The following is a 22,853-nucleotide window of genomic DNA, read 5'->3' on the forward strand; positions in this document are numbered from 1 at the left end:
AGGGAGCGATCAGCCGACGGCGCGGATGTGGGCGGCCCACGGCTCACGGCGGGCGCTGGCCGAGATGGCCTCGTGGGCGCTCACCAGCCCGGCGTCGGCGAATCGGGCGACGGCCGCGCGCTCGGCGGCGTCGAGGGGCAGCTGCGCGCCCTGCGGCACCAGCATGGCTGTCACCATGCAGTCGGCGCAGTGCAGGTCGCGCACCGGGCAGCTCTGGCATTCGATGATCATCGCGACCACCTCGCTCTCTGTCGTGGGACTCTGTCCGTCTGGGACTGCTGTCGTGTCACCTGTCGACGACGCTAGGTGAGGGCACTGACAACGCCGGCGACCCGGCATACCAGAGGTCGTGGCGAGGGCGCGCCTGCCACGGGCTGTCACACCACCGGCCTACCGTCGGGTCCATGCAGATGGCCGACGACCAGATGGTGCAAGGCACCTTCGACGACCTGGGCACGGCACTGGCCGATGTCACGTTCGTCGTCGTCGACCTCGAGACCACCGGTGGCAGCCCGGCCGACTCGGCGATCACCGAGATCGGCGCGGTGAAGGTGCGCGGTGGCGAGGTGCTGGGCGAGTTCCAGACGCTGGTCAACCCACACCTGCCGATCCCGCCGTTCATCCAGTCCCTCACCGGCATCACGACCTCGATGGTGGCCGACGCGCCACGCATCGAGTCCGCGCTGCCCGCCTTCCTCGAGTTCGCCCAGGGCGCGGTGCTCGTGGCCCACAACGCCGGGTTCGACGTCGGGTTCCTCAAGATGGCTGCCCGCGACCAGGGCATCGACTGGCCGCGGCACGCGGTGCTCGACACCGTCCACCTCGCCCGCCAGCTGGTCAGCCGTGACGAGGCGCGCAACCACAAGCTGTCCACGCTGGCCGCCCTGTTCGGCGCGACGACCACGCCCGACCACCGCGCCCTGCACGACGCGCAGGCCACCGTCGACGTCCTGCACGCCCTCATCGGCCGGGTGGGCAGTCTCGGTGTGCACACCTTCGAGGAGCTCGCGAGCTACACGTCGCGGGTCAGCCCCGCCCAGCGACGCAAGCGGTGGCTGGCCGACGGACTGCCGGGCGAGCCCGGTGTCTACCTGTTCAAGGACAGCGACGGTCGGGTCCTCTACGTCGGCACCTCGATCAACATCCGCACCCGCGTCCGCAGCTACTTCACAGCCTCCGAGCAGCGCACCCGCATGGCCGAGATGGTGCGGCTCGCCGAGTCGGTCACCCCGATCGTCTGCGCCACCACCCTCGAGGCCGAGGTCCGCGAGCTGCGCCTCATCGCCCAGCACAAGCCGCGCTACAACCGCCGCTCCAAGAGTCCCGAGCGGGCCACCTGGGTCAAGCTCACCGTCGAGGCCTTCCCCCGGTTGTCGATCGTGCGCGAGGTCCGCGGTGACGGCGCCCGTTACATCGGCCCGTTCGGCAGCCGGGGGTCGGCCGAGGCTGCCGTCGCGGCGGTCCACGAGGTCATCCCGCTGCGCCAGTGCGTGCAGCGGCTGTCCCCCACCCGCCGCGTCGGGTCGTGCGCCCTCGCCGACATGGGCCGCTGCGGCGCCCCCTGCACCGGGGCCCAGAGCGTCCAGGAATATGCCGCGGTGGTGCAGGAGGCCGTCCATGCCCTGGCCGGCGACTCTCGCGGGGTGGTGACCGCGCTGCGCACCCGGATGGGCTCGCTCGCCGACCAGGAGCGGTTCGAGGACGCGGGCACCCTGCGCGACCGCATGCTCGCCCTGGTGCGCGGCATGGCCCGGGCCCAGCGGATCGCGCCTTTGGCGGCCAGTCCCGAGATCATCGCTGCCCGGCCTGCCGCGGCGGGCGGCTGGGAGATCGTGGTCGTCCGGCACGGCCGCCTCGCCGCCAGCACCATCTCGCCACGAGGCGCTGACCCGATGCCCTACGTCGATGCGGTGCGCGACAGTGCCGAGGTCGTGCTGCCCGCCCACTGGCCGGCCCCGGCGGCCACGCCCGAGGAGACCGAGAAGATCCTGCGCTGGCTGGAGTCGTCCGGTGTGCGCATCGTCGACCTCGATGGCGAGTGGACCTGCCCGGTCGGCGGTGCGGGTGGCGCACGCGCCGAGCTCGAGCCACAGGTGGTCGCACGCCACGCGGTCTCCGGCTTCGTCGCGGCCTCCTGACGCGCCGGGCGAGTGCGCTGCTCTCGTCGAGCCCGGACCGATACATTGGGGAGGTGATCTCCGCCATCGTGCTCATCAACGCCGAAGTCGACCGCATCCCGGAGGTGGCGCAGGCCATCGCCGAGCTCGAAGGCGTGTCCGAGGTCTACTCGGTCGCCGGTGACGCCGACCTGATCGCGATGATCCGGGTCAAGGAGCACGAGCAGCTCAACGACGTCATCGCCGACCGGCTCAACAAGGTGCAGGGCGTCATCGGGACCAACACGCACATCGCGTTCCGCACCTACTCCAAGCACGACCTCGAGGCGGCCTTCAGCCTCGGCCTCGACGGCGACTGAGCACCGGCGTCCGCGCCTCCTCCTCCGGGCGTCATTTCGCCTCCAACGCTCCCTCGGCCACCGGGCCGATATGAGTAGCAACGCCCCTTCCGCGGCCGTGGCCGACCCTCCACACTCGGGTCAGAGGGTGCACCCGCGCCCGGATCTCCCGGAGGACCGATGTCGACGATCCCCTGCCCCGCGTGTGGCCGGTCCCTGCCCGAGGCGCCGACCTCGTGCCCGAGCTGCCACCTGTCGCTCACCGGCCCCGACGCCGTGCGGCTGTGGCAGGTCGACCAGAGCCTTGCCGCCCTCCGGCGCGAACGCGCCCTCCTGCTCGCATCCCTGCGCGCGACGACGAACGCCCTCACGCCAGCCCCCACGCCCGCGCCCGCGTCGACGGCGGTGGCCGCGAGCGCGACCGCGGAATCCGTGACGCAGTCGCCCTCGGAGCTGCCCTGGGAGTTGGCTTCGGACTTGTCGCCGGAGTCGCCGTCGGACGTCGTCCTGGCCGATTCGTCCGCGGCATCCCGCCCCCTGCCGACGCCTGCCTCGCCCCCGCGCCGGAGCTGGACCACCCAGCAGACCCTGCTGGCAGTAGGTGTCCTGCTCGTCCTGGTCGCGGCGTCGATCGCCCTGGCCATCGCCTGGTTCATCATTGGCCGCACGGGTCAGATGCTGGTGATGGGTGGCTTCACCGCCGCCGCGACCGTGGCCTCGCTCCAGCTCTCGCGCCGCCGGCTGCCCAGCAGCGCCGAAGCCCTCGCCCTCGTCGCCGGCGGCCTGCTCATCCTCGACATCAGTGCCGCGCGACGTTTCGGGCTGGCCAACCTCGATGCCGTCGACGGACGCACCTACACCGCCGTCACCGGCCTCCTCGCAGCTCTGGCCCTCGCCGCCCTGCACCGCTACGACCGGCGGATCGCCGGCTTCGCCGTGCTGTCGTTGACTGCAGCCTCGATCGGCTGGGCAGGGATCGTCGGCTACGCCTCGACCCCTGCCGCAGGTGCCGCCCTCTCCCTCCTCGGTGCCGTGCTCTTCGGCATCGTGCACCTCGTGGTGCCGACCTCCTTCGGCTTGACCCGCCGCGCCGCCACCGGCCCCGCCGCCGGGTGGGCGGCGCTCTCGTTCGCCGCGGCCGCAGTCGGCGCGGCCACGGCCTCAGCCGATGCCCTGGACACCCCCTCCGGTGGTGGGGTCGGCTCGATGACCTTCGACGGCGCGGCCTGCGTCGTCCTCCTGGCCACTCTGGCTGTCGCAGGCGCCCTGACGATCCGGCGGGTCGTCGCCGTGCAGGCGACCCGCCTCGGCAGCCGCGCCGCGGTCCGAGCCGACTGGGTCACGCGTCCTCTGTCCGGCGACTGGCGAGCCCTCGGCGTCGTCGCCCTCGTCGCCTCCGCGGCGGTCCCGACGGCTGTCCTGTGCCTGGCCCTGCAGGTTGGTGCCCTCTGGACCGCGGTGCTGGCCCTGCTCACCGCGGTGCTCGCCACCGTTCTCGCGGCTGCTCGCGTCCGCACGACGTCGCTGGGCACGGCCTGGTGCGAGGCCCAGACCGGCCTGGCCCTTGCGGTTCTGGTGGTGGTCGCGATCGTCCACGACTCGCGTCCCGCAACGATCGTCGCCCTCACCGGCGTTGCCCTGGCTGCCGCGACGGCTGCCGTGCACCGTCCCGGCTGGCGGGTGCCTGCGACGGCAGTCGGCGCAGTCTTCGCGGTCGCAGCCGTCGCCCTCACCGGGTCCATCGCCTCCCTCGACGTCGAGGTGCTGGCTGCCGCCGCGGCGGGAGCTGCCCTCGTCGCCGGATCCTTGGCCCGGCGATCAGAACCCGAAGAGGCACCGTTGGCCGCCGTCGGCCACCTCACCCTGTTCGGTGCGCTGCTGGGCGCCCTGGGGAGCGAGCTCGGTGACCGTGTGGTGATCACCCTCCTCGTGGCCATCGCGCTGACCGCGGCGGCGACCGCCGTGCTGCGGCCGGGCTGGCGGGTGCCGGCGTCGGCTGTGGGCGCCGTCGCCGCGGTCGCAGCCGCCACCCTCACCGGGTCCATCACCTCCGTCGACGTCGAGTTGCTGGCCGCCGCGGCGGCGGGAGCTGCCCTCGTCGCCGGATCCCTGGCCCGGCGATCACAGCCCGAAGAGGCACCGTTGGCCGCCGTCGGCCACCTCACCCTGTTCGGCGCGCTGCTGGGCGCCCTGACGAGCGAACTCGGTGACGGTGTGGTGATCACCCTCCTCGTGGCCATCGCCCTGACCGCGGCGGCAACCGCTGTGCTGCGGCCTCTCCTTCGCCCGGTCGCCGCAGGTGTCAGTGCCGTGGCAGCAGCCTGGGCACTGTGGCTGACCGGCGGGCTGGTCGGCAGCCGCACCCAGTGGACCGTGCTCGTGGCCGCCGCTCTGGTCCTCGTCGCCCTGGCCCTGTGGCGACGCCGCCGTCTCGAGGAAATCGTCTTCGGTGCCCTCGCCTGCCTCGTCGCCCTCACCACCATCGTGGTCGCCGTCGACCGCTCCTGGCCGCACGCGGCCGCAGCCGCCGCCGCGGCCTACGGGCTCGTCGCCATCGGGTATGCCGCCCTGCCGCACCGCCGCGCGGTGGTCACCCTGGCGGTGGTGGCGCTGACGTCGGCAGTCTGGCTCGAGCTCGACCACGCAACGGTGACGACGCTCGAGGCCTGGACGCTGCCGCTGGCCGCCCTACTGCTCGCCGCCGGGCTGTGGTCGCATCGCGAGCTAGGCGACCACTCGTGGTTGACCGCCGGACCAGGCCTGGCGGTGGCGCTGCTCCCCTCCGCACTGTTCACCACGGTCGACGACGGGGTCCTGCGCCCGCTGGTCACGGTCACTGCGGCGGTGCTGGTCCTCGTTGCCGGCGCGCTGCGCCGGTGGCAGGCATCGGTCGTCCTGGGTGCGGCGGCAGCCATCGTCATCGCGCTCACCCAGCTCGGCCCCTATGCGGTCCAGCTGCCGCGCTACCTCACCCTGGGCATCCTCGGTGTCGCGCTGTTGGCGATCGGTGCGCGGTACGAGCAGCGCCGGGCCGATGCCCGACACGCGGTGAGCTGGCTGGCCGGAATGTCCTAGGTCAGCAGGTCATCGGGGGGACGACGGCAGGAGCTCCTCACCCCGACGGCGGAGGCTGCCGTGGCAGGAGTCGGCGTACCTTCGCCGCATGGAAGATCTGACCCTCCTCTTCGAGCGGGCCGCCCAGGTGGCGGGACGCCACCGGTCGGGAATGCCCGTGGCCCCGGTGGCCTCAGCAGTCGATGCTGCGACCCTGCGACTCGAGGTGGACACGGTGCTGCGCGATGCACCCACTCCGGCGGGCGAGGTGCTCGACGAGCTGGTCACGGCCTTCACGCCGGGGCTGGTCGCCACGCCGGGACCGCGGTTCTTCGGCTTCGTCATCGGCGGCGCGCTGCCTTCGGCCACTGCGGCCGACATGGTGGCTCTCGGGTGGGACCAGTGCGCCTTCAACGCCGTCCTCTCCCCCGCCGCCGCCGTCGCCGAGGAGGTCGCGGGTGGCTGGCTGAAGGCCCTGATGGGCCTGCCCGCCGACGCCTCCGTCGGGTTCGTCACCGGAGCCCAGGGAGCCAACACCGTCTGCCTGGCCACCGCTCGTCAGCACGTCCTCGCCGCGGTGGGGTGGGACGTCGGGCGCGACGGGCTGGGTGGCGCCCCGGTCGTGCGAGTGGTCGCCGGCGCCGAGCGTCACGCGACGATCGACCGGGCGCTGCGGCTGCTCGGGTTCGGCACCGCGGTCGTCGAGGAGGTGGCCGCCGGGGACAACGGCGCCATCGATGTCGACGACCTCGCGACTGTCCTTGGTCGAGGCGGGCCCGGACCGACGATCGTCTGCGTGCAGGCCGGCAACGTCAACACCGGCGCCTGCGACGACCTCCGGGCCGCCTGTGAGGTGGCCCGGCGACACGGGGCCTGGGTGCATGTCGACGGGGCCTTCGGCCTCTGGGCCGGCGCCTCGCCCGGCAAGGCGCACCTCGTGGACGGGATCGACCTCGCCGACTCGTGGTCCTGCGACGGCCACAAGTGGCTCAACGTGCCCTACGACTGCGGATTCGCCATCTGTGCCCATCCCCGGGTGCACGCCGCGGCACTGTCCTACACCGCGGCATACCTCACCGGGCAGGGTGGTCCGACGCCCGCGTTGGGCGACCTTGTCCCCGAATCATCACGAAGGGCAAGGGGATTCGCCGTCTGGGCTGCCCTGCGCGAGCTGGGCCGTGACGGCGTCGCCGACCTCGTCGACAGGTGCTGCGCGCTGGCCCGGCGGTTCGCGGACGGGCTCGAGGCGGGCGGCGCCGTGGTGGTCAACGACGTCGTCCTCAACCAGGTCCTCGTCAGCTTCGGCAGCGACGCGCGCACCGACAGGATCATCGACGGGGTACAGCGTGACGGGACCTGCTGGCTCGGTGGCACGACCTGGCGGGGCCGTCGCCTGATGCGGGTCTCGGTGTCGAACTGGTCCACGACCGAAGCGGACGTGGACCAGTCGGTCGCAGCCATCCTGCGGGTGGCGGCGACCGAGGTGGAGCCGGACCAGTCGGAGCAGCTGGGCTAGCCGGACTCGTTGGCCTAGCCGGACCCGGTGCGTTGCGTCGCCGCGGCCCATCGGTCCAGCTGGGCGGCAGCAGCCCCGGAGTCCAGGGCAGCCGCGGCCCGGTCCATGCCGGCCCGCACAGCCGCAGCGAAGGACTCATCGGACGCCGCGTGCTCGATCCGTGCGCCCGCACCGCCCGACGTGCTGTCGGCACTCACGAGATCCGGTGCGGCCAGCGCCAGCGCCATCCCGGCGTTGAGCACGACCGCGTCACGCACCGCCCCGCGCTGCCCGGCGAACAGGTCTCGCGCCACCTGGGCGTTGTGCGCCGCGTCGGCACCCCGCAGCGCCTCGACCGGCTGTCGCTGGAGACCGACCTGCGCGGGGTCGAAGGTGCGCTGGGTGACCTCGCCCTCGTGCACCCACCACACCGTCGACGTGGTGCTCAGGGTCAGCTCGTCGAGGCCGTCGTCGCCTCGGAAGACAACGGCATCCTTGCCACGTCCGGCGAACACGCCAGCCATGAGCGGCGCCACTCGTTGGTCGGCGACCCCGACCACGGCATACGTGGGCTGTGCGGGGTTGGTGAGCGGCCCGAGGACGTTGAACGCCGTGCCCACACCCAGCCCGCTGCGCGCCACGGCGGCGTGTCGCATCGCGGGGTGGAACGCTTGGGCGAAGCAGAAGGTGATCCCGGCCTCCGACGCCACCTCGGCCACGCGCTGCGGGCTCAGGGTGAGGTTGACGCCGAGGGCCTCGAGGACGTCCGCCGAACCGGAGGCCGACGACGCGGCCCGGTTGCCGTGCTTGACCACCCGGATCCCACTGGCCGCGATGATGATCGAGGCCATCGTCGAGATGTTGACGGTGTTGGACCGGTCGGCGCCGGTGCCCACGATGTCCAGGCTCGGACCCGGGACCTCGATGCGGTTGGCATGCGCCAGCATGACGTCGGCCAGGCCACGCAGCTCCTCGACGCTCTCGCCCTTGGCGCGCAGCGCGACGAGGAAACCGGCCACCTGGACCGGCGAGGCCTCGCCGCTCATGATCTGGTCCATCGCCCAAGCGGCCTGGTCGGTGGAGAGGTGGTTCCGCGCGATCAGCAGGGTGAGCAGGTCCGGCCAGGTGGGACCAGCCGGCTCCGGGGCGCTCATGCCGATCAGGAGGCGCCGGGGCGAGCGCCGCGACCCAGCTCGGCCACGGCGGAGGCCAGGGCAATCGGGTCGAGCGGGTGCGGGACCGCCTGGTCGGCAAGGGACCACGTCGCGAGCCAGCCGTCCTGCGGTCGTCCGGTGAGGACCAGGACGGGCGGGCACTCGAAGATCTCGCTCTTGAGCTGGCGGCACAGGCCCAGGCCACCCATCGGCGCAGCCTCGCCGTCGAGGATGAGGACGTCGAAGCGGGCGTTCTCGACGGCTTCGACCACTGCTGCCGCGGTCGCGCACTCACGCCACGACACGACCTCGACGTCACGTGCCGGACGACGTCCCACCGTGACCCGCACGGCGTCGCGTGTGGTCTTGTCGTCGCTGTACAACAGCACCGAGATCTGGCGGGCCGAGGACCCCGACGAGGTCGGTGCGTCGGCGGCGGTCGCATGCGAAGCGGTCATGTCGCAGATGCTACCGGTGCGGCGTTTCGGCACGCCCACGCACCCATCGGGGGGTCGACGGTGTGCCGCGCTGCGAATATGGCTAATCTGGCGCACGTGGCGACCGCATCTCCAGTGACCTCTGAACCCGCCCGCTCGGCCGGCAGCATCCCCGGCCACGGGCCGGTGTCCCGACCCAACATGGTGTCGGTGGGCACCATCGTCTGGCTCTCCAGCGAGCTGATGTTCTTCGCGGGCCTGTTCGCGATGTACTTCACCATCCGCTCGGTCGAGCCGGAGCTGTGGAAGGAGTCGACCGGCGTCCTCAACGTGCCGTTCGCGACGATCAACACGATCGTCCTCGTCGTCTCCTCGGTGTGGTGCCAGCTCGGCGTCCACGCGGCCGAGCACGGCAAGCCGCACCGCGGCGACGCCAGCCTCCTCGCCGTCCCGAGCTGGGGCATGCGTGAGTGGTACGTCCTCACCTACATCTTCGGCGCGGTCTTCGTCTCCGGTCAGGTGCTGGAGTACTCCGAGCTGGTCCACGAGGGCATCTCCCTCTCCTCCACCGCGTACGGCTCGGTCTTCTACCTCACGACCGGTTTCCACGCGCTGCACGTCACCGGTGGCCTGCTGGCCTTCCTGCTGATCATCGGCCGCACCTTCACGACCCGGCACTACAGCCACGCGCAGGCTGCCGGCGCCGTCGTGACCTCCTACTACTGGCACTTCGTCGACGTGGTGTGGATCGCCCTGTTCGCGACGATCTACCTGCTGAAGTGACCGGCACGATGACCTCCCAGCCCGCCCTGCCCGCCTCCATCGACAGGACCGCACTGTGAACGCCTTGGCCGCCCGCCGTCGTCACCCGGCCGCGATCGCCCTGCTCTTGCTCCTGGGCCTGATCCTCACCGGAGTCGCCTACTCCGCCTTCGCCCCCAAGCAGGCCGACGCCGCCACCGCGGCCGCCGGCAGCGTCGAAGAGGGCAAGAAGCTCTTCCTCGCCAACTGTGCGACCTGCCACGGGCTGCAGGCCCAGGGCACCAAGGCCGGTCCCGCCCTTCCGGGCGTCGGCGCCGCTGCCGTGGACTTCCAGATGGGCACCGGCCGGATGCCGATGGCTGCCCCGAACATCCAGGCTCCCCGCGCGGAGCAGGTCCGGTTCTCCCAGGAGCAGATCTCCTCGGTCGCCGCCTACATCGCGTCGCTGGCCCCCGGACCCGCCGTCCCTGACGCTGAGTACACCAGCGGCGAAGGCGGCGATGTCGCCCTCGGCGCCGAGCTCTTCCGGGTCAACTGCGCGATGTGCCACAACTTCGCCGGATCCGGCGGCGCCCTGACCCGGGGCAAGTACGCCCCGAGCCTGCGCGACGTCGAGGGCAAGCACATCTACGAAGCCATGGTCACCGGGCCCCAGTCCATGCCGGTCTTCAGCGACGACAACATCTCCGCCGAGTCCAAGAACGACATCGTGGCCTACCTCCACGCGGTCGACGAGCAGGAGAACGTCGGCGGGATGGCCCTGGGCAACCTCGGCCCCGTGTCCGAGGGGCTGTTCGTCTGGATCTTCGGGCTGGGCATCATGGTCGGCTTCGCCGTCTGGCTCGGCAGGAAGGCCGCCTGATGGCCCTGATGGCTCGGTCACACCCACTGGTCCAGACCAGCACCCGGGGCGACACTGGAACTGACCACCGCGACTCGACAGGATCGACGACACGATGAGCGAACACGACACGCCGCACGGCGCGGTCGTCGGCACGAGCGACGGCCACAGGGCCGGCCAGAGCGACGGCCACAGCGACGGCTACGGCTCCACCGCGGTCCGGCTGGACCAGGGCCATGTCGAGGGCACCGGCGGACTTCCGGCGCGCTTCCAGAACCCCGGCCTGCCGCCGCACGCCCCGCGGATGGCCGACCTCGACGAGAAGTCCGCCAAGCGGGCCGAGAAGCAGGTCGCAGCCCTCTTCGGACTCTCGAGCCTGGGCACGGTGCTGTTCATCGTCGCCTACTTCGCGATCGACCCCGAGCAGTCGGGATTCATCCCCGGCATCGGCAACGCCAGCATCTACAACGTCGCCCTCGGCGTGACGATGGCGCTGGCCCTCCTCGGTTGCGGGGTCGGGGCGGTGCACTGGGCCAAGACCCTGATGCCCGACGCCGAGTCCGTCGAGGAGCGCCACCCCCTGCGGGCCAAGGACGAGGACCGCAAGCGCGTGGTCACCGGGCTCACGGACGGTGGCGACAAGGCGCAGCTCGGCCGACGTCCGCTCATCAAGTTCTCGCTTCTCGGCGCCCTCGCGCTGCCGCCGCTGGCGATCCTGCTGCCGCTGGTGGGTGGCCTCGGTCCCCTGCCGAAGGACCAGCTCTCCACCACGATGTGGAAGAAGGGCGACCGCCTGGTCCGCGACCCCGAGCGCACCCCGATCCGGGCCGACCAGGTCACGATCGGTTCGGTCTTCCACGTCCTGCCCGAGTCGATCAAGGACTCCGAGCACGTGCTCGAGGACAAGGCCAAGGCAGCCGTGCTGCTGCTGCGCCTCAACCCCGAGGACATCAAGCCCCAGAAGGAGCGCGACTGGGGCCACGAGGGCATCGTCGCCTACTCCAAGATCTGCACCCACGTCGGTTGCCCGGTCGGTCTCTACGAGCAGCAGACGCACCACCTGCTCTGTCCTTGCCACCAGTCGACGTTCGACGTGACGCAGGACTGCAAGGTGATCTTCGGGCCGGCCAAGCGCCCCTTGCCCCAGCTGAAGATCACCGTTGACGCGCAGGGTTACCTGATCGCCGACGCCCCGTTCCGCGAGGCCGTCGGTCCGAGCTTCTGGGAGCGTGGTTCCGCATGAGCACCGACCGCACCGCCACTCGCGACGACCCGATCGGCCGCCTGCGCCAGGACGACGCCGAGCCCGAGGCGCCCACCAACCCGGGCCTGAAGGCTGTCGGGGGCGTGGCGGGCTGGCTCGACGACCGCACGGGAGCGGCCAAGCCGGTCGGCTACCTCATGAAGAAGGTGTTCCCCGAGCACTGGTCCTTCATGCTCGGCGAAGTCGCCATGTACTCCATGATCATCTGCCTGCTCTCGGGCACCTTCCTCACGTTCTGGTTCGTCCCCAGCGCCGGCCAGGTCGTCTACGACGGTTCCTACATCCCGCTGCGTGGCATCACGATGTCCGAGGCGTTCCGCTCGACGGTCGACATCTCCTTCGACATCCGCGGTGGCCTGCTGATCCGCCAGATCCACCACTGGGCCGCGCTGATGTTCATCGTCGCGCTGTCGGTCCACATGCTGCGCGTGTTCTTCACGGGCGCGTTCCGCAAGCCGCGTGAGATCAACTGGGTGATCGGCTGCATCCTGTCGATGCTGGCCCTGGTCGAGGGCTTCGCCGGCTACTCCCTGCCGGACGACCTGCTCTCCGGCACCGGCCTTCGCGCCGCAGAGGGCTTCATGCGTTCGGTCCCGGTGCTCGGGTCCTACCTGTCGTTCGCGTTGTTCGACGGCCCGTTCCCCGGCGAGGCCATCATCCCCCGCCTGTTCTCTATCCACGTCCTGCTGCTGCCCGCGATCCTGGTCGGGCTGTTCACCGCCCACATCGGTCTGGTGTTCGTGCACAAGCACACCCAGTTCCCCGGGCCGGGGCGCACCAACGACAACGTCGTCGGCTTCCCGGTCATGCCGGTGTATGCCGCGAAGGCCGGTGGCTTCTTCTTCATCGTCTTCGGTGTCATCTCGCTGATCTCGGGTCTGGTCACCATCAACCCGATCTGGGCATACGGTCCCTACGATCCCTCGCCCGTGACGGCGGGGTCCCAACCCGACTGGTACATGGGCTTCGCCGACGGCGCACTCCGCCTGCTGCCCGGGTGGCTGGAGTTCACCGCCTTCGGCTTCACGTTCTCGTTCAACGTGATGATCGGCGCCATCCTCCTGATCCCCGTCATGTACGGCCTGATGGGGGCCTACCCGTTCCTCGAGCGGTGGGTCACCGGCGACAACCGCGAGCACCACCTGCTCGACCGGCCGCGCAACAACCCCACCCGCACGGGCCTGGGCATGGCCGCGCTGACGGCCTACGGCGTGCTCATGTTCGCCGCCGGCAACGACCTGATGGCGATCAAGCTGCACCTGTCGATCAACGACATCACCCACATCCTGAGGGCGGCCTTCTTCATCGCGCCACCGATCGTCTTCTGGGTCACCAAGCGCATCTGCCTGTCGCTGCAGCGCAAGGACCGCGACCTGGTCCTGCACGGCCGCGAGACCGGCCGCATCGTGCGCACCGCCGACGGGAAGTTCTTCGAGCAGCACGAGCCGCTCGACGAGTTCACCCGATGGAACCTGGTCCAGCACGAGGACCACGAGGTCCTGCTGCTCGAGTCCGGCACCGACGGCCACGGTGTCGCCTCCCCGACGGCCCGCAAGGACAAGGCCCGCTCGGCGCTGTCGCGGTTCTACTTCAGCGACACCATCAACCCGGTGACCCCGGCCGAGCTGGCCGCGGCACACCACGACGGCCACGGCCACGAGGCGATCGAGGCTGCCCCGAGCAGCGACGAGTCGCGACCGGCGCTCGAGAGCTCACGCAGGGAGCCCCCGAAGCGCCCCTGAGGCCGGTCACAAGACCCACCAAGGGCGCACAGAGCCTCGCAGAGCCACACCCAGCCGGTATGCCGCCCGCTCACCACCCACGCAACGCGKGGGGCCGGGAGCGGGCGGCATACCGTCGTCTGGGGCACGTCGTCTGGGGCACGTCGTCTGGGGCACGTCGTCTGGGGCACGGCGAATGGGGGCGCTTCGGCGCTGGGTGCGTCGCGTGACAGGCTGGCCCCGTGGTCGAGATGGACGCAGCCGAGTTCGAGGAGGCGGTGGGTGACGCCCTCGACGCCGTGCCGCCCGAGCTGATGCGGCTGCTGGACAACGTCGTCTTCTTCGTCGAGGACGAGCCCCCACCTGACGACCCCGACCTGCTGGGCGTCTATGACGGCACTCCCATCACCGAACGTGGTGACGGCTGGGCTGGGGCGCTGCCCGACCGGATCACGATCTTCCGCGGCCCGCTGACCCGGATGTGCGAGGACCGGGAGGACCTCCTCGAGGAGATCGCCGTGACCGTGGTGCACGAGATCGCGCACCACTTCGGGATCGAGGACTCCCGGCTGCACGACCTCGGATGGGGCTGAGCCCCACCACGCGCAACCCCACGACGCAGCGGTGCCGTGCCCCGGTCACGGGACACGGCACCGGCGGTGCGTTGCTGCTACTTCCTCGCTCCGCTGAGCTGGACCGTCTGCTCCACGTAGCCGACCGCGCACTCGAAGACGCCACAGGCGAAGGCGAAGGTCACGCTCGCGCCCTTGCCTCCCTTGAAGACGCCGTTGTCGCTGAAGACCGTGCCGGACCAGGCGTGGGTTGCCCCGTCACACTGGATGGGGTTGACGAAGAAGAAGCCGGTGATCTTCACGCGGCCGACCTGCTGCGTGAGGGTGCCGTCGATGTCGCTGAAGAAGTCATCGGCGTTGGTGCAGGAGTAGGTCCCGCTCAGGGTGGCCGAGCCGTCCTTGTTGGCGATGGCCCGCGGGTTGACCGTGACGGTCGCCTCCGGCGGCGGAGGGGCGTTGTCGAAGGTCACCACGAGGTGGCCGCCCTGGGCGGTCGTGTCGCTGAAGGCGACCACGTAGTAGGTCTGCCCGGCAGTGGTCCCGAAGCCGACCGTGGTCGGGCCGCACGCCACGAGGTTGCCGGCCGAGGGGTCGCCCTCGGTCACGATGAAGCCACCTGAGTAGCTCGAGGCGGACATGTCGGCGATGACTCCACCGTCACTCACAGCGGTGTAGCGGAACCACACGCTGGCGTTGGTGAACGGTGCCCCACACTGCGCGTTCAGTGCAGCGTCGGTGGCATCGGTCGTGGCGCCGGTGGTGTCCTGCTCGATGGTGCTGGGCAGGGCCGAGACGACGGTCGCCGTGGCGGCGGTGTCGTTCGGGGCGGGTGCCGCGTTGGCGGCGGAGGCGAGCGCAGGCACCATGAGCAGTGCGACGGCCGCGGACAGGACGGAGCGAGACATCAACAACATGTGGATCCCCCAGCTGTGTGATGGACCATGCCCCAGTGGATGGTCACACCAGGACTGACTCCCCCACAGGGTGACGGGGTTGCAGGCCTGACCAAGAATTTGCTCGAGGTCGACCAAGCCTTTGCCATCGTGGCCTCCCCGACAGCTCCCCGACGTTGCTGCCCCCGACGTCTGCTCCGAGACCGAACCAGCCCCGAGACCGAACCAGCATCAGGGCAGTGGCAGGTCGAAAGCCTTCGCCATGGACGCGGCCTTCGCGCCGCGCCCCAGCGGCGTCGTCTCGGTCACCTCGGCATAGAGGCGGGTGAGCGAGTAGTGGTCGAATCGGCTCGAAACCACGGTGCCGTGCTGGCTGGGGTGTAACACGACGGTGAGCACCCTGTTGCCGGCAGACTTGTCGTCCTCGTCGGCGGTGAGCACGACCAGCAGACGCCCCGATCGCCAGTCCGGAGCCGCCTGGATCTTGGTCATCCACCCTTTGAACCAGCCGTCGGCTGTCGCCAGGCTGCAGTCATGGGCGTCGTGACACAGATCAGGGATGACCATGCCGGCGTTGGGCAGGGTCCCGGCGACGATGTCCTTCCCGAGCGCGGCGACCGGCAGGTCGTGCTGGCGGCACAGGGCGCGCTCGTCGACGAAGTACGGCCACGGGTTGTGCTTGACGGCGTACCGGCCTGAGGGAGTCAGCGAGCAGGCCCGCGGCATCGCGTCGGCATACACCCCTGCCGTCCGGCCGGCCGCGATGGCGGCGCCGAAGACCGACGGACCGCGGACGGCGATGTTGTCCGGGGGCGCGGCGTTCGTCGTGACACCGTGGGTGCTGCCCGACGCGATCGCGAGGTAGTTGGGCAGCGAGGGGTGCCGGGTGGCGAAGTAGCTGGTGGCGTAGCCATAGGTCTTGGCTAAACCGTGGGTGTAGGGCATGCCGGCCTTCATCTGGGCCAGGGAGTGGTTCTCCATCACGAAGACCAGCAGCTTGGTGACCACCGCCCCGTCCGCGCCGGTCCCCGCGGTGGTCGTCCCCGCGGTCGTCCCCGCGGTCGTCCCCGCGGTCGTCCCCGCAGTCGTCGTCCCCGCAGTCGTCGTCACCGCGCCCGGACCCGCGCTGGTGGCGGACCCGGTCGCGTTTGCACCTGGGCCTGACGGCGTGGTCGTGCAGCCGCTCAGGGCAAGGGCGCTGCCGAGTGCGGCAAGGACCAGCAGGCGACGGCTGCGGTACCTCGTGGACCCCAACGAGCTCACTCCCTCAGACAGACCTTGGCCCGATCAGCTCAGGCGAGGGCGCTCTGCGCCTTCCACCCGGCGAACGAGTACTGCCAGACGCCGATGCCCTCGGAGGGGAGGAACTGCCGGGTCGAGCCGGTGAACTTCACAACGTCGCCGGCCTTGGAGTTGGCGTACATCCAGGCGGCGTTCGCAGGGGACATGTTGACGCAGCCGTGGCTGACGTTGGCGCTGCCCTGCGCCCCGACCGACCAGGGGGCGGAGTGGAGGTACTCCCCCGTCCACGTCACGCGCATGGCTGACTGGGTGGTGATCTTGTAGTAGCCGGGCTCGCCCTTCTTGATCCCGATGGTCGTGGAGTCCATGACCACGGTGCCCTCCTTGCGGATGATCACCTTGATGCCGGAACGCGTCTCGGTCTGGGGCCCCGGGCGCCCGGCGCTGATCGGGATCGTGTTGATCACGGCGCCGCCGCGGGTCACCGTCATGACGTGGCGCTTGATGTCCACCGTGGAGATCATCGAGGAGCCGATCGTGAAGCTGGCGGAGTCGTCGTTGCCGACCCACTTGCCGTCACCGGTCTGGACACCGGTGAGCGGAGCACTGACGGTGACCTTGGTGCCGGGCTTCCAGTAGCTCACGGGGCGCCACATGAGCTGGCGGTTGTCCAGCCAGCCCCAGGCCCCTGCCTGCTTGGGTGAGGTGGTGACCTTGACGAGCTTCTCGACCTCACCGCGGAGCTTCGCGGTGGCGACGGCCGAGTCGAACTGGATGCTCACCGGCATACCGACGCCCACGGTCTCACCCGCGTTGAGGATTCCGTAGGTGGCCGTGACCTTGGGCTTGAGGGTCGTGAACGTGGAGGTCGTCGTCGACGGCGCGCCATCGGGACCGGTCGCCTTCGCGGTGACCGTGTATGCCGCGCTGGGCGCCAGTCGCGCGCTGGAGGTCCAGGAGCCGTCGGCGCCGAGGGCGCCCTCGACCGTGCGTCCCTTGGCGTCAGTCACGGCGACCTCGCCCAGCGAACCGGTGGTGGCCTTGACCACGACGGGCTCGGTGGGCAGGACGTCGGTGGCGTCCTGGGCCGGGCTGATGCTGAGCTCGGCGGGCGTGGGGGCCGCGGACGACGAGGAGGACGAGCTGCTGCTCGAGCTGGCTGCGACGTTGTCGGTCGGCGGGCTGTCCACGCTGCCCGAGCACCCCGCCAGCGCGGTCACGCCTGCCAACCCGGCAACGGCCAAGGTCGTGGCCAGTCGTCGTGACCTTTGTGTCCTACCCACCACGTGTGTGCTCCTGTGCTCTGCGCCACCGTGGCGCCCTGTGCGTGACTTGTCTCGTGTGCGGCTGGACCGGTCGGACGATGCCGACGATGCCCTTCACCCGAGCAGACGCCGGGCAGCCCTCATTGGTTGGCTATGCAGCTGTGTCTGGCCGGGCGATCACGATTCCGCGCCAAGCCCCCTGGAAGCCGAGCCCCCCGGAAAAGGCCCGCCCCTGCGCGGACCTGGCACCAGTCTACCTGCTCGGTGTCGATGCCCTGACACGACGAACGGCCGGACGTTCCACCCCGAGGGGTGTGCACGCCCGGCCGACCTGTCGTGGAGCGCCGTCAGACGGCGTGCGGGCCCTTGAAGTACTCGAAGGTCCAGCCCACGAGGGCGACGACGCCGAAGCCCGCACCGATGATGAACAGCCACCAGCCGACCGCCAGGCCGAGGAAGCACAGGGCGGACGCGCCGGCGAGGGCGAGGGGCCACCAGGAGTGCGGGCTGAAGAAGCCGTACTCACCCTCTTGCTCCCAGATCTCGCCGCTCGGGTTGTCCTCGGGCCGCTCCGGCAGGCGCCGGGCCGTGGCCCACAGGTAGAAGGCGATCATGGCCCCCAGACCGGCGGACAGGAACAGCCCCGCCGGGCCGACCGGCTCCCGCCAGTGCGTGAAGATGCCGTAGATGACCCCCAAGGGGGCGAAGAAGGCAGCCAGGATGACGAAGAGCTTGTACTCGATCTTCACGGGTCAGTCACGCTCCTCGTGGAACCTGGGGTGCTTGTGCTCGTCGTACTCGCCCGTCGCGTGGTGCTCGGACGTGCGGGTCTCGGCCATGATCCGGGTCAGCGTGTCCGGGTCGGCGTACACCCCACCGAGCGGTGCCGCCTCGGGGTGGTGCAGGTCGAAGGCCGGGCGCTCGGACCGGATCCGCGGGAGCACGTCGAAGTTGTGACGCGGCGGCGGGCAGGACGTCGCCCACTCCAGGGAGGCGCCGTAGCCCCACGGGTCGTCGGTCTCGACCAGCGGCGCCGTGCGCCAGGTCTTCCAGACGTTGTAGAGGAACGGCAGCGTCGACGCGGCCAGCAGGAAGGCGCCGAAGGTGGACACCTGGTTCTCCCATTGGAAGCCGTCCTCGGGCAGGTAGTCGGCGTAGCGACGCGGCATACCGTCCACGCCCAACACGTGCTGGATCAGGAAGGTCGTGTGGAAGCCGATGAACAGCATCCAGAAGTGGATCTTGCCGAGCGTCTCGTCGAGCATCCGCCCGGTGAACTTGGGCCACCAGAAGTAGAAGCCCGCGAACATCGCGAACACCACGGTGCCGAAGACGACGTAGTGGAAGTGGGCCACCACGAAATAGCTGTCGGACAGGTGGAAGTCGAGGGCGGGGCTGGACAGGATGATGCCGGTCAGGCCACCGAACAGGAAGGTCACCAGGAAGCCGACCGCCCAGAGCATCGGCGTCTCGAAGGACAGCTTGCCGCCCCACATCGTGCCGATCCAGTTGAAGAACTTCACGCCGGTGGGCACCGCGATCAACATCGTCATCACCGCGAAGAACGGCAGCAGCACCTGGCCGGTGGCGTACATGTGGTGGGCCCACACGGTGACCGAGAGGGCCGCGATGCCGATGGTCGCGAAGACCAGCGTCTTGTAGCCGAAGATCGGCTTGCGCGAGAACACCGGCAGGATCTCGGAGATGATGCCGAAGAACGGCAGCGCGATGATGTAGACCTCGGGGTGGCCGAAGAACCAGAACAGGTGTTGCCACAGCATCGGCCCGCCGTTGTCGGCCTCGAAGATCTGGGCCCCGAACTTGCGGTCGGCACCGAGCGCCAGCAGGGCCGACGCGAGCACCGGGAAGGCCATCAGCACGAGCAGGCTGGTGACCAGGATCGTCCAGGTGAAGATCGGCATCCGGAACATCGTCATGCCCGGAGCGCGCATGCAGATGATCGTGGTGATGAAGTTGACGGCACCGAGAATGGTGCCGAAACCACCGAGGGCGAGACCGAAGACCCACAGGTCACCGCCGAGGCCGGGGGTGTTGGACGCGTCCGACAGCGGCGAGTACGCGAACCAGCCGAACGACGCCGCACCAGACGGGGTGAGGAAGCCGGCGGACGCGATCAGGCCACCGAACAGGTAGAGCCAGTAGGCGAACATGTTGAGCCGCGGGAAGGCGACGTCGGGCGCGCCGATCTGGATCGGCATGAGCGCGTTGGCGAAGCCGGCGAACAGCGGCGTCGCGAACAGCAGCAGCATGATCGTGCCGTGCATTGTGAACAGCTGGTTGAACTGGTCGGGGTTGTCCACGACCTGCAGCCCGGGCTGGAAGAGCTCCGCGCGGATCAGCAGGGCGAGCACCCCACCGAACATGAAGAAGAGGAACGAGGTGATGAAGTAGAGGTTGCCGATGACCTTGTGGTCGGTCGTCGACGCCCACTTCACGACCGTCTGGCCCTTGGTGAGCCGGCGGGTCGCCGTGGCCTCGGTGGAGCGGTAGTAGGTCCCGGCCGAGGTGGACTCGGTTGCCGCTGCCATCAGTTGCCCCCTGCACTCGGGATGAGGTGTTCGTCTTCGTCCATGACCTTCGCGGGGTTCAGGCTGTTGTCGAGCTGGCCGGTGTTGCCCTGGGACTTCAGCTCGGCGATGTGCTGGTCGTAGGTGGCCTGGTCGACGACCTTGACGTTGAACAGCATCTGGGAGTGGTAGGCACCGCACAGCTCCGCGCACTTGCCCTTGAAGTCACCGATCTCGGTCGGGACGACCTGGAACTTGTTGACGCGGCCGGGAATCATGTCGAGCTTCTGCAGGAACGCCGGGACCCAGAACGAGTGGATGACGTCACGCGACGTGAGGACGAACTCGGTGCGCTTGTTCACCGGCAGGTAGAGCGTCGGCAGGTTCTTCTCGGTGCCGGGCTCCCCCGTGAGCTCGGCCTGCGTGCCGCTCTCGTAGGTCTGCTCGTTGACGTAGTTGAAGTCCCAGCTCCACTTCTTGCCCACCACGTTCACGACGACGTCGGGGTGCTTGGACGTGTCGAGCAGGGCGGCCTCGTCACGCGCGGTGTAGTAGAAGAGCACCGCGATCATGAACACCGGGACGATCGTGTAGAGGATCTCCATCGGCACGTTGTAGCGAAGCTGTACCGGCAGCGTGGTGTCATCCTTCGCGCGGCGATAGGCGACGACGCACCAGCCGATCAGGCCCCAGACGAGGGCACCGACGAGGAGGGCGGCGATCCAGGCGCCGTTCCACAGCGAGGTCACCCGCTCCCCACCCTCGGTCACCGCACGCGGGAGGAAACCGTCCTGCACGCGCCCCGCACACCCCGAAAGGGTGAGGGCCACGAGCGACAGCCCTAGAGCCGTGGTCGATCTCCTGCTTGCAGTCCGCCGCCTGTGTGGGCGCGGCGCAGAGACGTCGTGCTGACGCAACGGTGCACCTTCTTCGAGACAGTGATGGGCCATCGCGCCAAACCCTACTCCAGCGGGTGCGTGTCGTCCGGTCAGGGTGGGACTAACGTCAGGGTGTGGCGAACCCCTCCCCGGACGACGGTTCCGACCGCGCGTTCCTCGATGCGGCACCCGGCCCGATGCACCCCCGCGCCAGGGAGACCCTCGTCGCCGCGATCGATGCCGGGTGGGCCGATCCGCGCCGCCTGCACCGTGAGGCGCGGACCGCGCGCCGACTGCTCGACCAGGCCCGCGAAGTGCTCGCGGCAGGCCTGCAGGTCCGACCGTCGGAGGTCGCGTTCGCTCCCGACGGCCCCAGCGCCGTCCGTTGGATGGTCGACGGCTTCCGGTATGCCGCGCGTCGTCGTGGGGCGCGCGTCGTCGCCTCCGCGGTCGAGCACTCGGCGGTCCTCGTCGCAGGCCGCCACGCGGCCGACTCCGCCGGTGACCCGGCGTCGTTCGCGACGGTCGGGGTGGACGGTGCTGGTCGGGTGGACCTCGAGGCGTGGGCCCGGGCGATCACAGCTCCCCACACCGTGGCTGCCGCCCTCCAGCACGCCAACGGCGAGGTAGGCACCGTGCAGCCGCTCGAACGGGCCTGGGAGCTCTGTCAGGCGGCCGGGCTGCCGCTCGCCGTCGACGCCCAGGCCTCGCTGGGACGGATGGCCCGCCCCACGTCGTATGACGCCCTCGCCGGCGACGCCCAGTCGTGGGGTGGTCCCGGTGGCCTGGGGCTGGTCGTGCTGCCCGAACGCTCCCGATGGCTGCTGCCGGGCGCCCCGGACCCCGACGCCGCATTGAGCGGCCCGACCCGGCACACCCCGTGGGTGCCGCTGGCCCTGGCTGCCGCGGAGGCCTGGCAGCAGACCGAGTCGGTCCGCGAGGCCGATGCCACCGAGGCCTTCCGTCTCGTGGAGCGGATCCGGGTCGCTGCGGCAGCGGTGCCCGATGTCGAGGTCGTGGGCGACGAGGTGGACCGACTCCCCCATATCCTGACCTTCTCGGCCCTCTACGCCGATGGTGAGGCCCTCGTCCGCGAGTTCGACCGGCGCGGCTTCGGCGTGGGATCGGGGTCGGCCTGCACGGCCAGCACCCTCGAACCCAGCCACGTCCTCGCGGCGATGGGCGCCCTGACGCATGGCAACGTCCGCCTCGCCCTGCCCCTCGCCGCGGTGGCTCCTGACCGGGCCGCCCAGGTCGACGCCTTCTGCGCGGTCATCGCCGACGTGGTCGCCTCCGTCCGGGCCGAGCTCGGAGCACACCGGTTGTGACCGCGACCCCAGACGACCCGACAGAGTCCCCACAGCTCGTCGTCGACGCACGCGGCCTGCGCTGCCCCCTGCCCGTCATCCGCCTGGCACAGACCGCCCGCGACGCGCCCCCAGGGGCGGTGGTCGAGGTGTGGGCCACGGACCCGGCTGCCAGGGCGGACATCCCTGCCTGGTGCCGAATGCGCGGTCAGGACTACCTCGGTGAGGTGCCTGCGGACGGCGCCCACGCGGCATACCGGGTCCGTCTGGCGTCCTGAGGCCTGACCTCAGGGGGCGGCACCGAAGGTCGGTGGAGCCAGGTCGACGGCGTCCTCGAGCCGGCGCAGGTAGTCGTGACGGGACACCGTCACCACACCCAGGCTGCGCAGGTGGTCGGTGGCCCACTGCACGTCGATGAGCCGTCGCGGGTCGCCGTCGGCGAAGACGTACCCCGCGGTGGCGACCACCGCCGCCTTGGAGGCGTCGGTCACCCGGTGGAACATCGACTCGCCCGCGAACAGTCCGCCGACGGTGATCCCGTAGAGGCCGCCCACGAGCTCACCGTCCTGCCACGTCTCGATGCTGTGAGCCCATCCCAGGGCGTGCAGCTCGATGTAGGCGTCGGCGATCTCCTCGGTGATCCACCGCCCGTCGCGGCGCGGGTCGGCGCACGCCTCGACGACCTGGCGGAAGGCGGTGTCCACCCGCATCTCGAAGCGTCGCAACGACTTCTGCAGGGATCGACTGGCGTGGACCCCGCCAGGCAGCAGCACGCCTCGAGGATCGGGTGACCACCACCCGAGCGGCCTCGCACCGTTTTCGCCCAACCCCATCGGGAAGACACCGCTGCGGTAGGCCTCGACGAGGGTCCCTGCCCGCAGGTCACCACCGACCGCGACCATGTCCTCGCCGTCATCGACCTCGCTGAGGTCGAACACCCACGTGGTCGGCAGGGGCTCGACGGGGTCGGTCGCCACGGGTGCGC

General features: G+C 70.4%; 21 protein-coding genes. 11 read left to right on the forward strand and 10 right to left on the reverse strand.

From position 1 onward, the window contains the following. Window positions 1-9: 9 nt before the first annotated feature. Entirely contained in the window at window positions 10-231 is a 222-nt protein-coding gene (locus tag AC1DYG_RS09055) for a hypothetical protein (protein ID WP_477639537.1), read from the reverse strand. 173 nt (window positions 232-404) lie between these two features. Between AC1DYG_RS09055 and AC1DYG_RS09060 the strand changes: the two genes are divergently transcribed. The 4 genes from AC1DYG_RS09060 to AC1DYG_RS09075 all read left to right on the forward strand — a co-directional run bounded on the left by AC1DYG_RS09060 (window position 405) and on the right by AC1DYG_RS09075 (window position 7,025). Next, window positions 405-2,138, forward strand: coding sequence for a DEDD exonuclease domain-containing protein (locus AC1DYG_RS09060; RefSeq protein ID WP_477639538.1), 1,734 nt, complete (start codon window positions 405-407; stop codon window positions 2,136-2,138). Between the two features lie 53 nt (window positions 2,139-2,191). Then, on the forward strand, window positions 2,192-2,476 hold the full coding sequence (locus AC1DYG_RS09065; protein ID WP_477613225.1) for an Lrp/AsnC family transcriptional regulator: 285 nt from the start codon (window positions 2,192-2,194) through the stop codon (window positions 2,474-2,476). A 159-nt stretch (window positions 2,477-2,635) separates the two neighbouring features. After that, on the forward strand, window positions 2,636-5,530 hold the full coding sequence (locus AC1DYG_RS09070) for an SCO7613 C-terminal domain-containing membrane protein (RefSeq protein ID WP_477639539.1): 2,895 nt from the start codon (window positions 2,636-2,638) through the stop codon (window positions 5,528-5,530). A gap of 88 nt (window positions 5,531-5,618) precedes the next feature. Beyond that, the gene (locus AC1DYG_RS09075; protein WP_477639540.1) at window positions 5,619-7,025 is read left to right on the forward strand and encodes a pyridoxal phosphate-dependent decarboxylase family protein; all 1,407 of its coding nucleotides are present in this window, start codon (window positions 5,619-5,621) and stop codon (window positions 7,023-7,025) included. 14 nt (window positions 7,026-7,039) lie between these two features. Here AC1DYG_RS09075 and trpD read toward each other — a convergent pair whose 3' ends face one another. Further along, the gene (gene trpD, locus AC1DYG_RS09080) at window positions 7,040-8,158 is read right to left on the reverse strand and encodes an anthranilate phosphoribosyltransferase (protein WP_477639541.1); all 1,119 of its coding nucleotides are present in this window, start codon (window positions 8,156-8,158) and stop codon (window positions 7,040-7,042) included. A 5-nt stretch (window positions 8,159-8,163) separates the two neighbouring features. Continuing rightward, entirely contained in the window at window positions 8,164-8,616 is a 453-nt protein-coding gene (locus AC1DYG_RS09085; RefSeq protein ID WP_477639542.1) for a hypothetical protein, read from the reverse strand. A gap of 78 nt (window positions 8,617-8,694) precedes the next feature. Between AC1DYG_RS09085 and ctaE the strand changes: the two genes are divergently transcribed. The 5 genes from ctaE (at window position 8,695) to AC1DYG_RS09110 (ending at window position 13,776) form a co-directional block, all read left to right on the forward strand. Beyond that, entirely contained in the window at window positions 8,695-9,378 is a 684-nt protein-coding gene (gene ctaE, locus AC1DYG_RS09090; protein WP_477617699.1) for an aa3-type cytochrome oxidase subunit III, read from the forward strand. Between the two features lie 55 nt (window positions 9,379-9,433). Beyond that, window positions 9,434-10,219, forward strand: coding sequence for a cytochrome bc1 complex diheme cytochrome c subunit (gene qcrC, locus AC1DYG_RS09095; RefSeq protein WP_477639543.1), 786 nt, complete (start codon window positions 9,434-9,436; stop codon window positions 10,217-10,219). 94 nt (window positions 10,220-10,313) lie between these two features. After that, window positions 10,314-11,441 carry a cytochrome bc1 complex Rieske iron-sulfur subunit gene (gene qcrA / locus AC1DYG_RS09100; protein WP_477639544.1) on the forward strand — a complete coding sequence of 376 codons (1,128 nt, stop codon included), beginning with the start codon at window positions 10,314-10,316 and terminating at the stop codon, window positions 11,439-11,441. Next, window positions 11,438-13,204 (forward strand): cytochrome bc1 complex cytochrome b subunit, encoded by a 1,767-nt coding sequence (gene qcrB, locus AC1DYG_RS09105; RefSeq protein ID WP_477639545.1) that lies wholly within the window; start codon window positions 11,438-11,440, stop codon window positions 13,202-13,204. Before qcrA ends, qcrB begins: the two co-directional genes overlap by 4 nt. A gap of 230 nt (window positions 13,205-13,434) precedes the next feature. Further along, window positions 13,435-13,776, forward strand: coding sequence for a metallopeptidase family protein (locus AC1DYG_RS09110; protein ID WP_477639641.1), 342 nt, complete (start codon window positions 13,435-13,437; stop codon window positions 13,774-13,776). A gap of 77 nt (window positions 13,777-13,853) precedes the next feature. Here the strand turns inward: AC1DYG_RS09110 and AC1DYG_RS09115 are convergent, their stop codons facing one another. The 6 genes from AC1DYG_RS09115 to ctaC form a co-directional block, all read right to left on the reverse strand. Next, window positions 13,854-14,660 carry a DUF6299 family protein gene (locus tag AC1DYG_RS09115; RefSeq protein WP_477639546.1) on the reverse strand — a complete coding sequence of 269 codons (807 nt, stop codon included), beginning with the start codon at window positions 14,658-14,660 and terminating at the stop codon, window positions 13,854-13,856. 219 nt (window positions 14,661-14,879) lie between these two features. Then, a complete protein-coding gene (locus tag AC1DYG_RS09120) occupies window positions 14,880-15,911 on the reverse strand; it encodes an alkaline phosphatase family protein (RefSeq protein ID WP_477639547.1) in 1,032 nt (343 codons plus the stop codon). A gap of 29 nt (window positions 15,912-15,940) precedes the next feature. Next, a complete protein-coding gene (locus AC1DYG_RS09125; RefSeq protein ID WP_477639548.1) occupies window positions 15,941-17,176 on the reverse strand; it encodes a L,D-transpeptidase in 1,236 nt (411 codons plus the stop codon). A gap of 326 nt (window positions 17,177-17,502) precedes the next feature. Beyond that, a complete protein-coding gene (locus tag AC1DYG_RS09130; RefSeq protein WP_477639549.1) occupies window positions 17,503-17,904 on the reverse strand; it encodes a cytochrome c oxidase subunit 4 in 402 nt (133 codons plus the stop codon). Window positions 17,905-17,907: 3 nt separating this feature from the next. Next, window positions 17,908-19,704 carry an aa3-type cytochrome oxidase subunit I gene (ctaD, locus tag AC1DYG_RS09135; RefSeq protein ID WP_477639550.1) on the reverse strand — a complete coding sequence of 599 codons (1,797 nt, stop codon included), beginning with the start codon at window positions 19,702-19,704 and terminating at the stop codon, window positions 17,908-17,910. Further along, a complete protein-coding gene (ctaC, locus tag AC1DYG_RS09140; protein ID WP_477639551.1) occupies window positions 19,704-20,633 on the reverse strand; it encodes an aa3-type cytochrome oxidase subunit II in 930 nt (309 codons plus the stop codon). The genes ctaD and ctaC overlap by 1 nt, the downstream gene beginning before the upstream one ends. A gap of 62 nt (window positions 20,634-20,695) precedes the next feature. Between ctaC and AC1DYG_RS09145 the strand changes: the two genes are divergently transcribed. Then, window positions 20,696-21,889 carry an aminotransferase class V-fold PLP-dependent enzyme gene (locus AC1DYG_RS09145; protein ID WP_477639552.1) on the forward strand — a complete coding sequence of 398 codons (1,194 nt, stop codon included), beginning with the start codon at window positions 20,696-20,698 and terminating at the stop codon, window positions 21,887-21,889. Beyond that, a complete protein-coding gene (locus tag AC1DYG_RS09150) occupies window positions 21,886-22,146 on the forward strand; it encodes a sulfurtransferase TusA family protein (RefSeq protein ID WP_477639553.1) in 261 nt (86 codons plus the stop codon). Before AC1DYG_RS09145 ends, AC1DYG_RS09150 begins: the two co-directional genes overlap by 4 nt. A 9-nt stretch (window positions 22,147-22,155) precedes the next feature. Here the strand turns inward: AC1DYG_RS09150 and aat are convergent, their stop codons facing one another. Further along, entirely contained in the window at window positions 22,156-22,845 is a 690-nt protein-coding gene (gene aat, locus AC1DYG_RS09155) for a leucyl/phenylalanyl-tRNA--protein transferase (RefSeq protein WP_477639554.1), read from the reverse strand. Between the last annotated feature and the right edge of the window lie 8 nt (window positions 22,846-22,853).

This window comes from Pedococcus sp. P1_H8 (assembly GCF_056405175.1).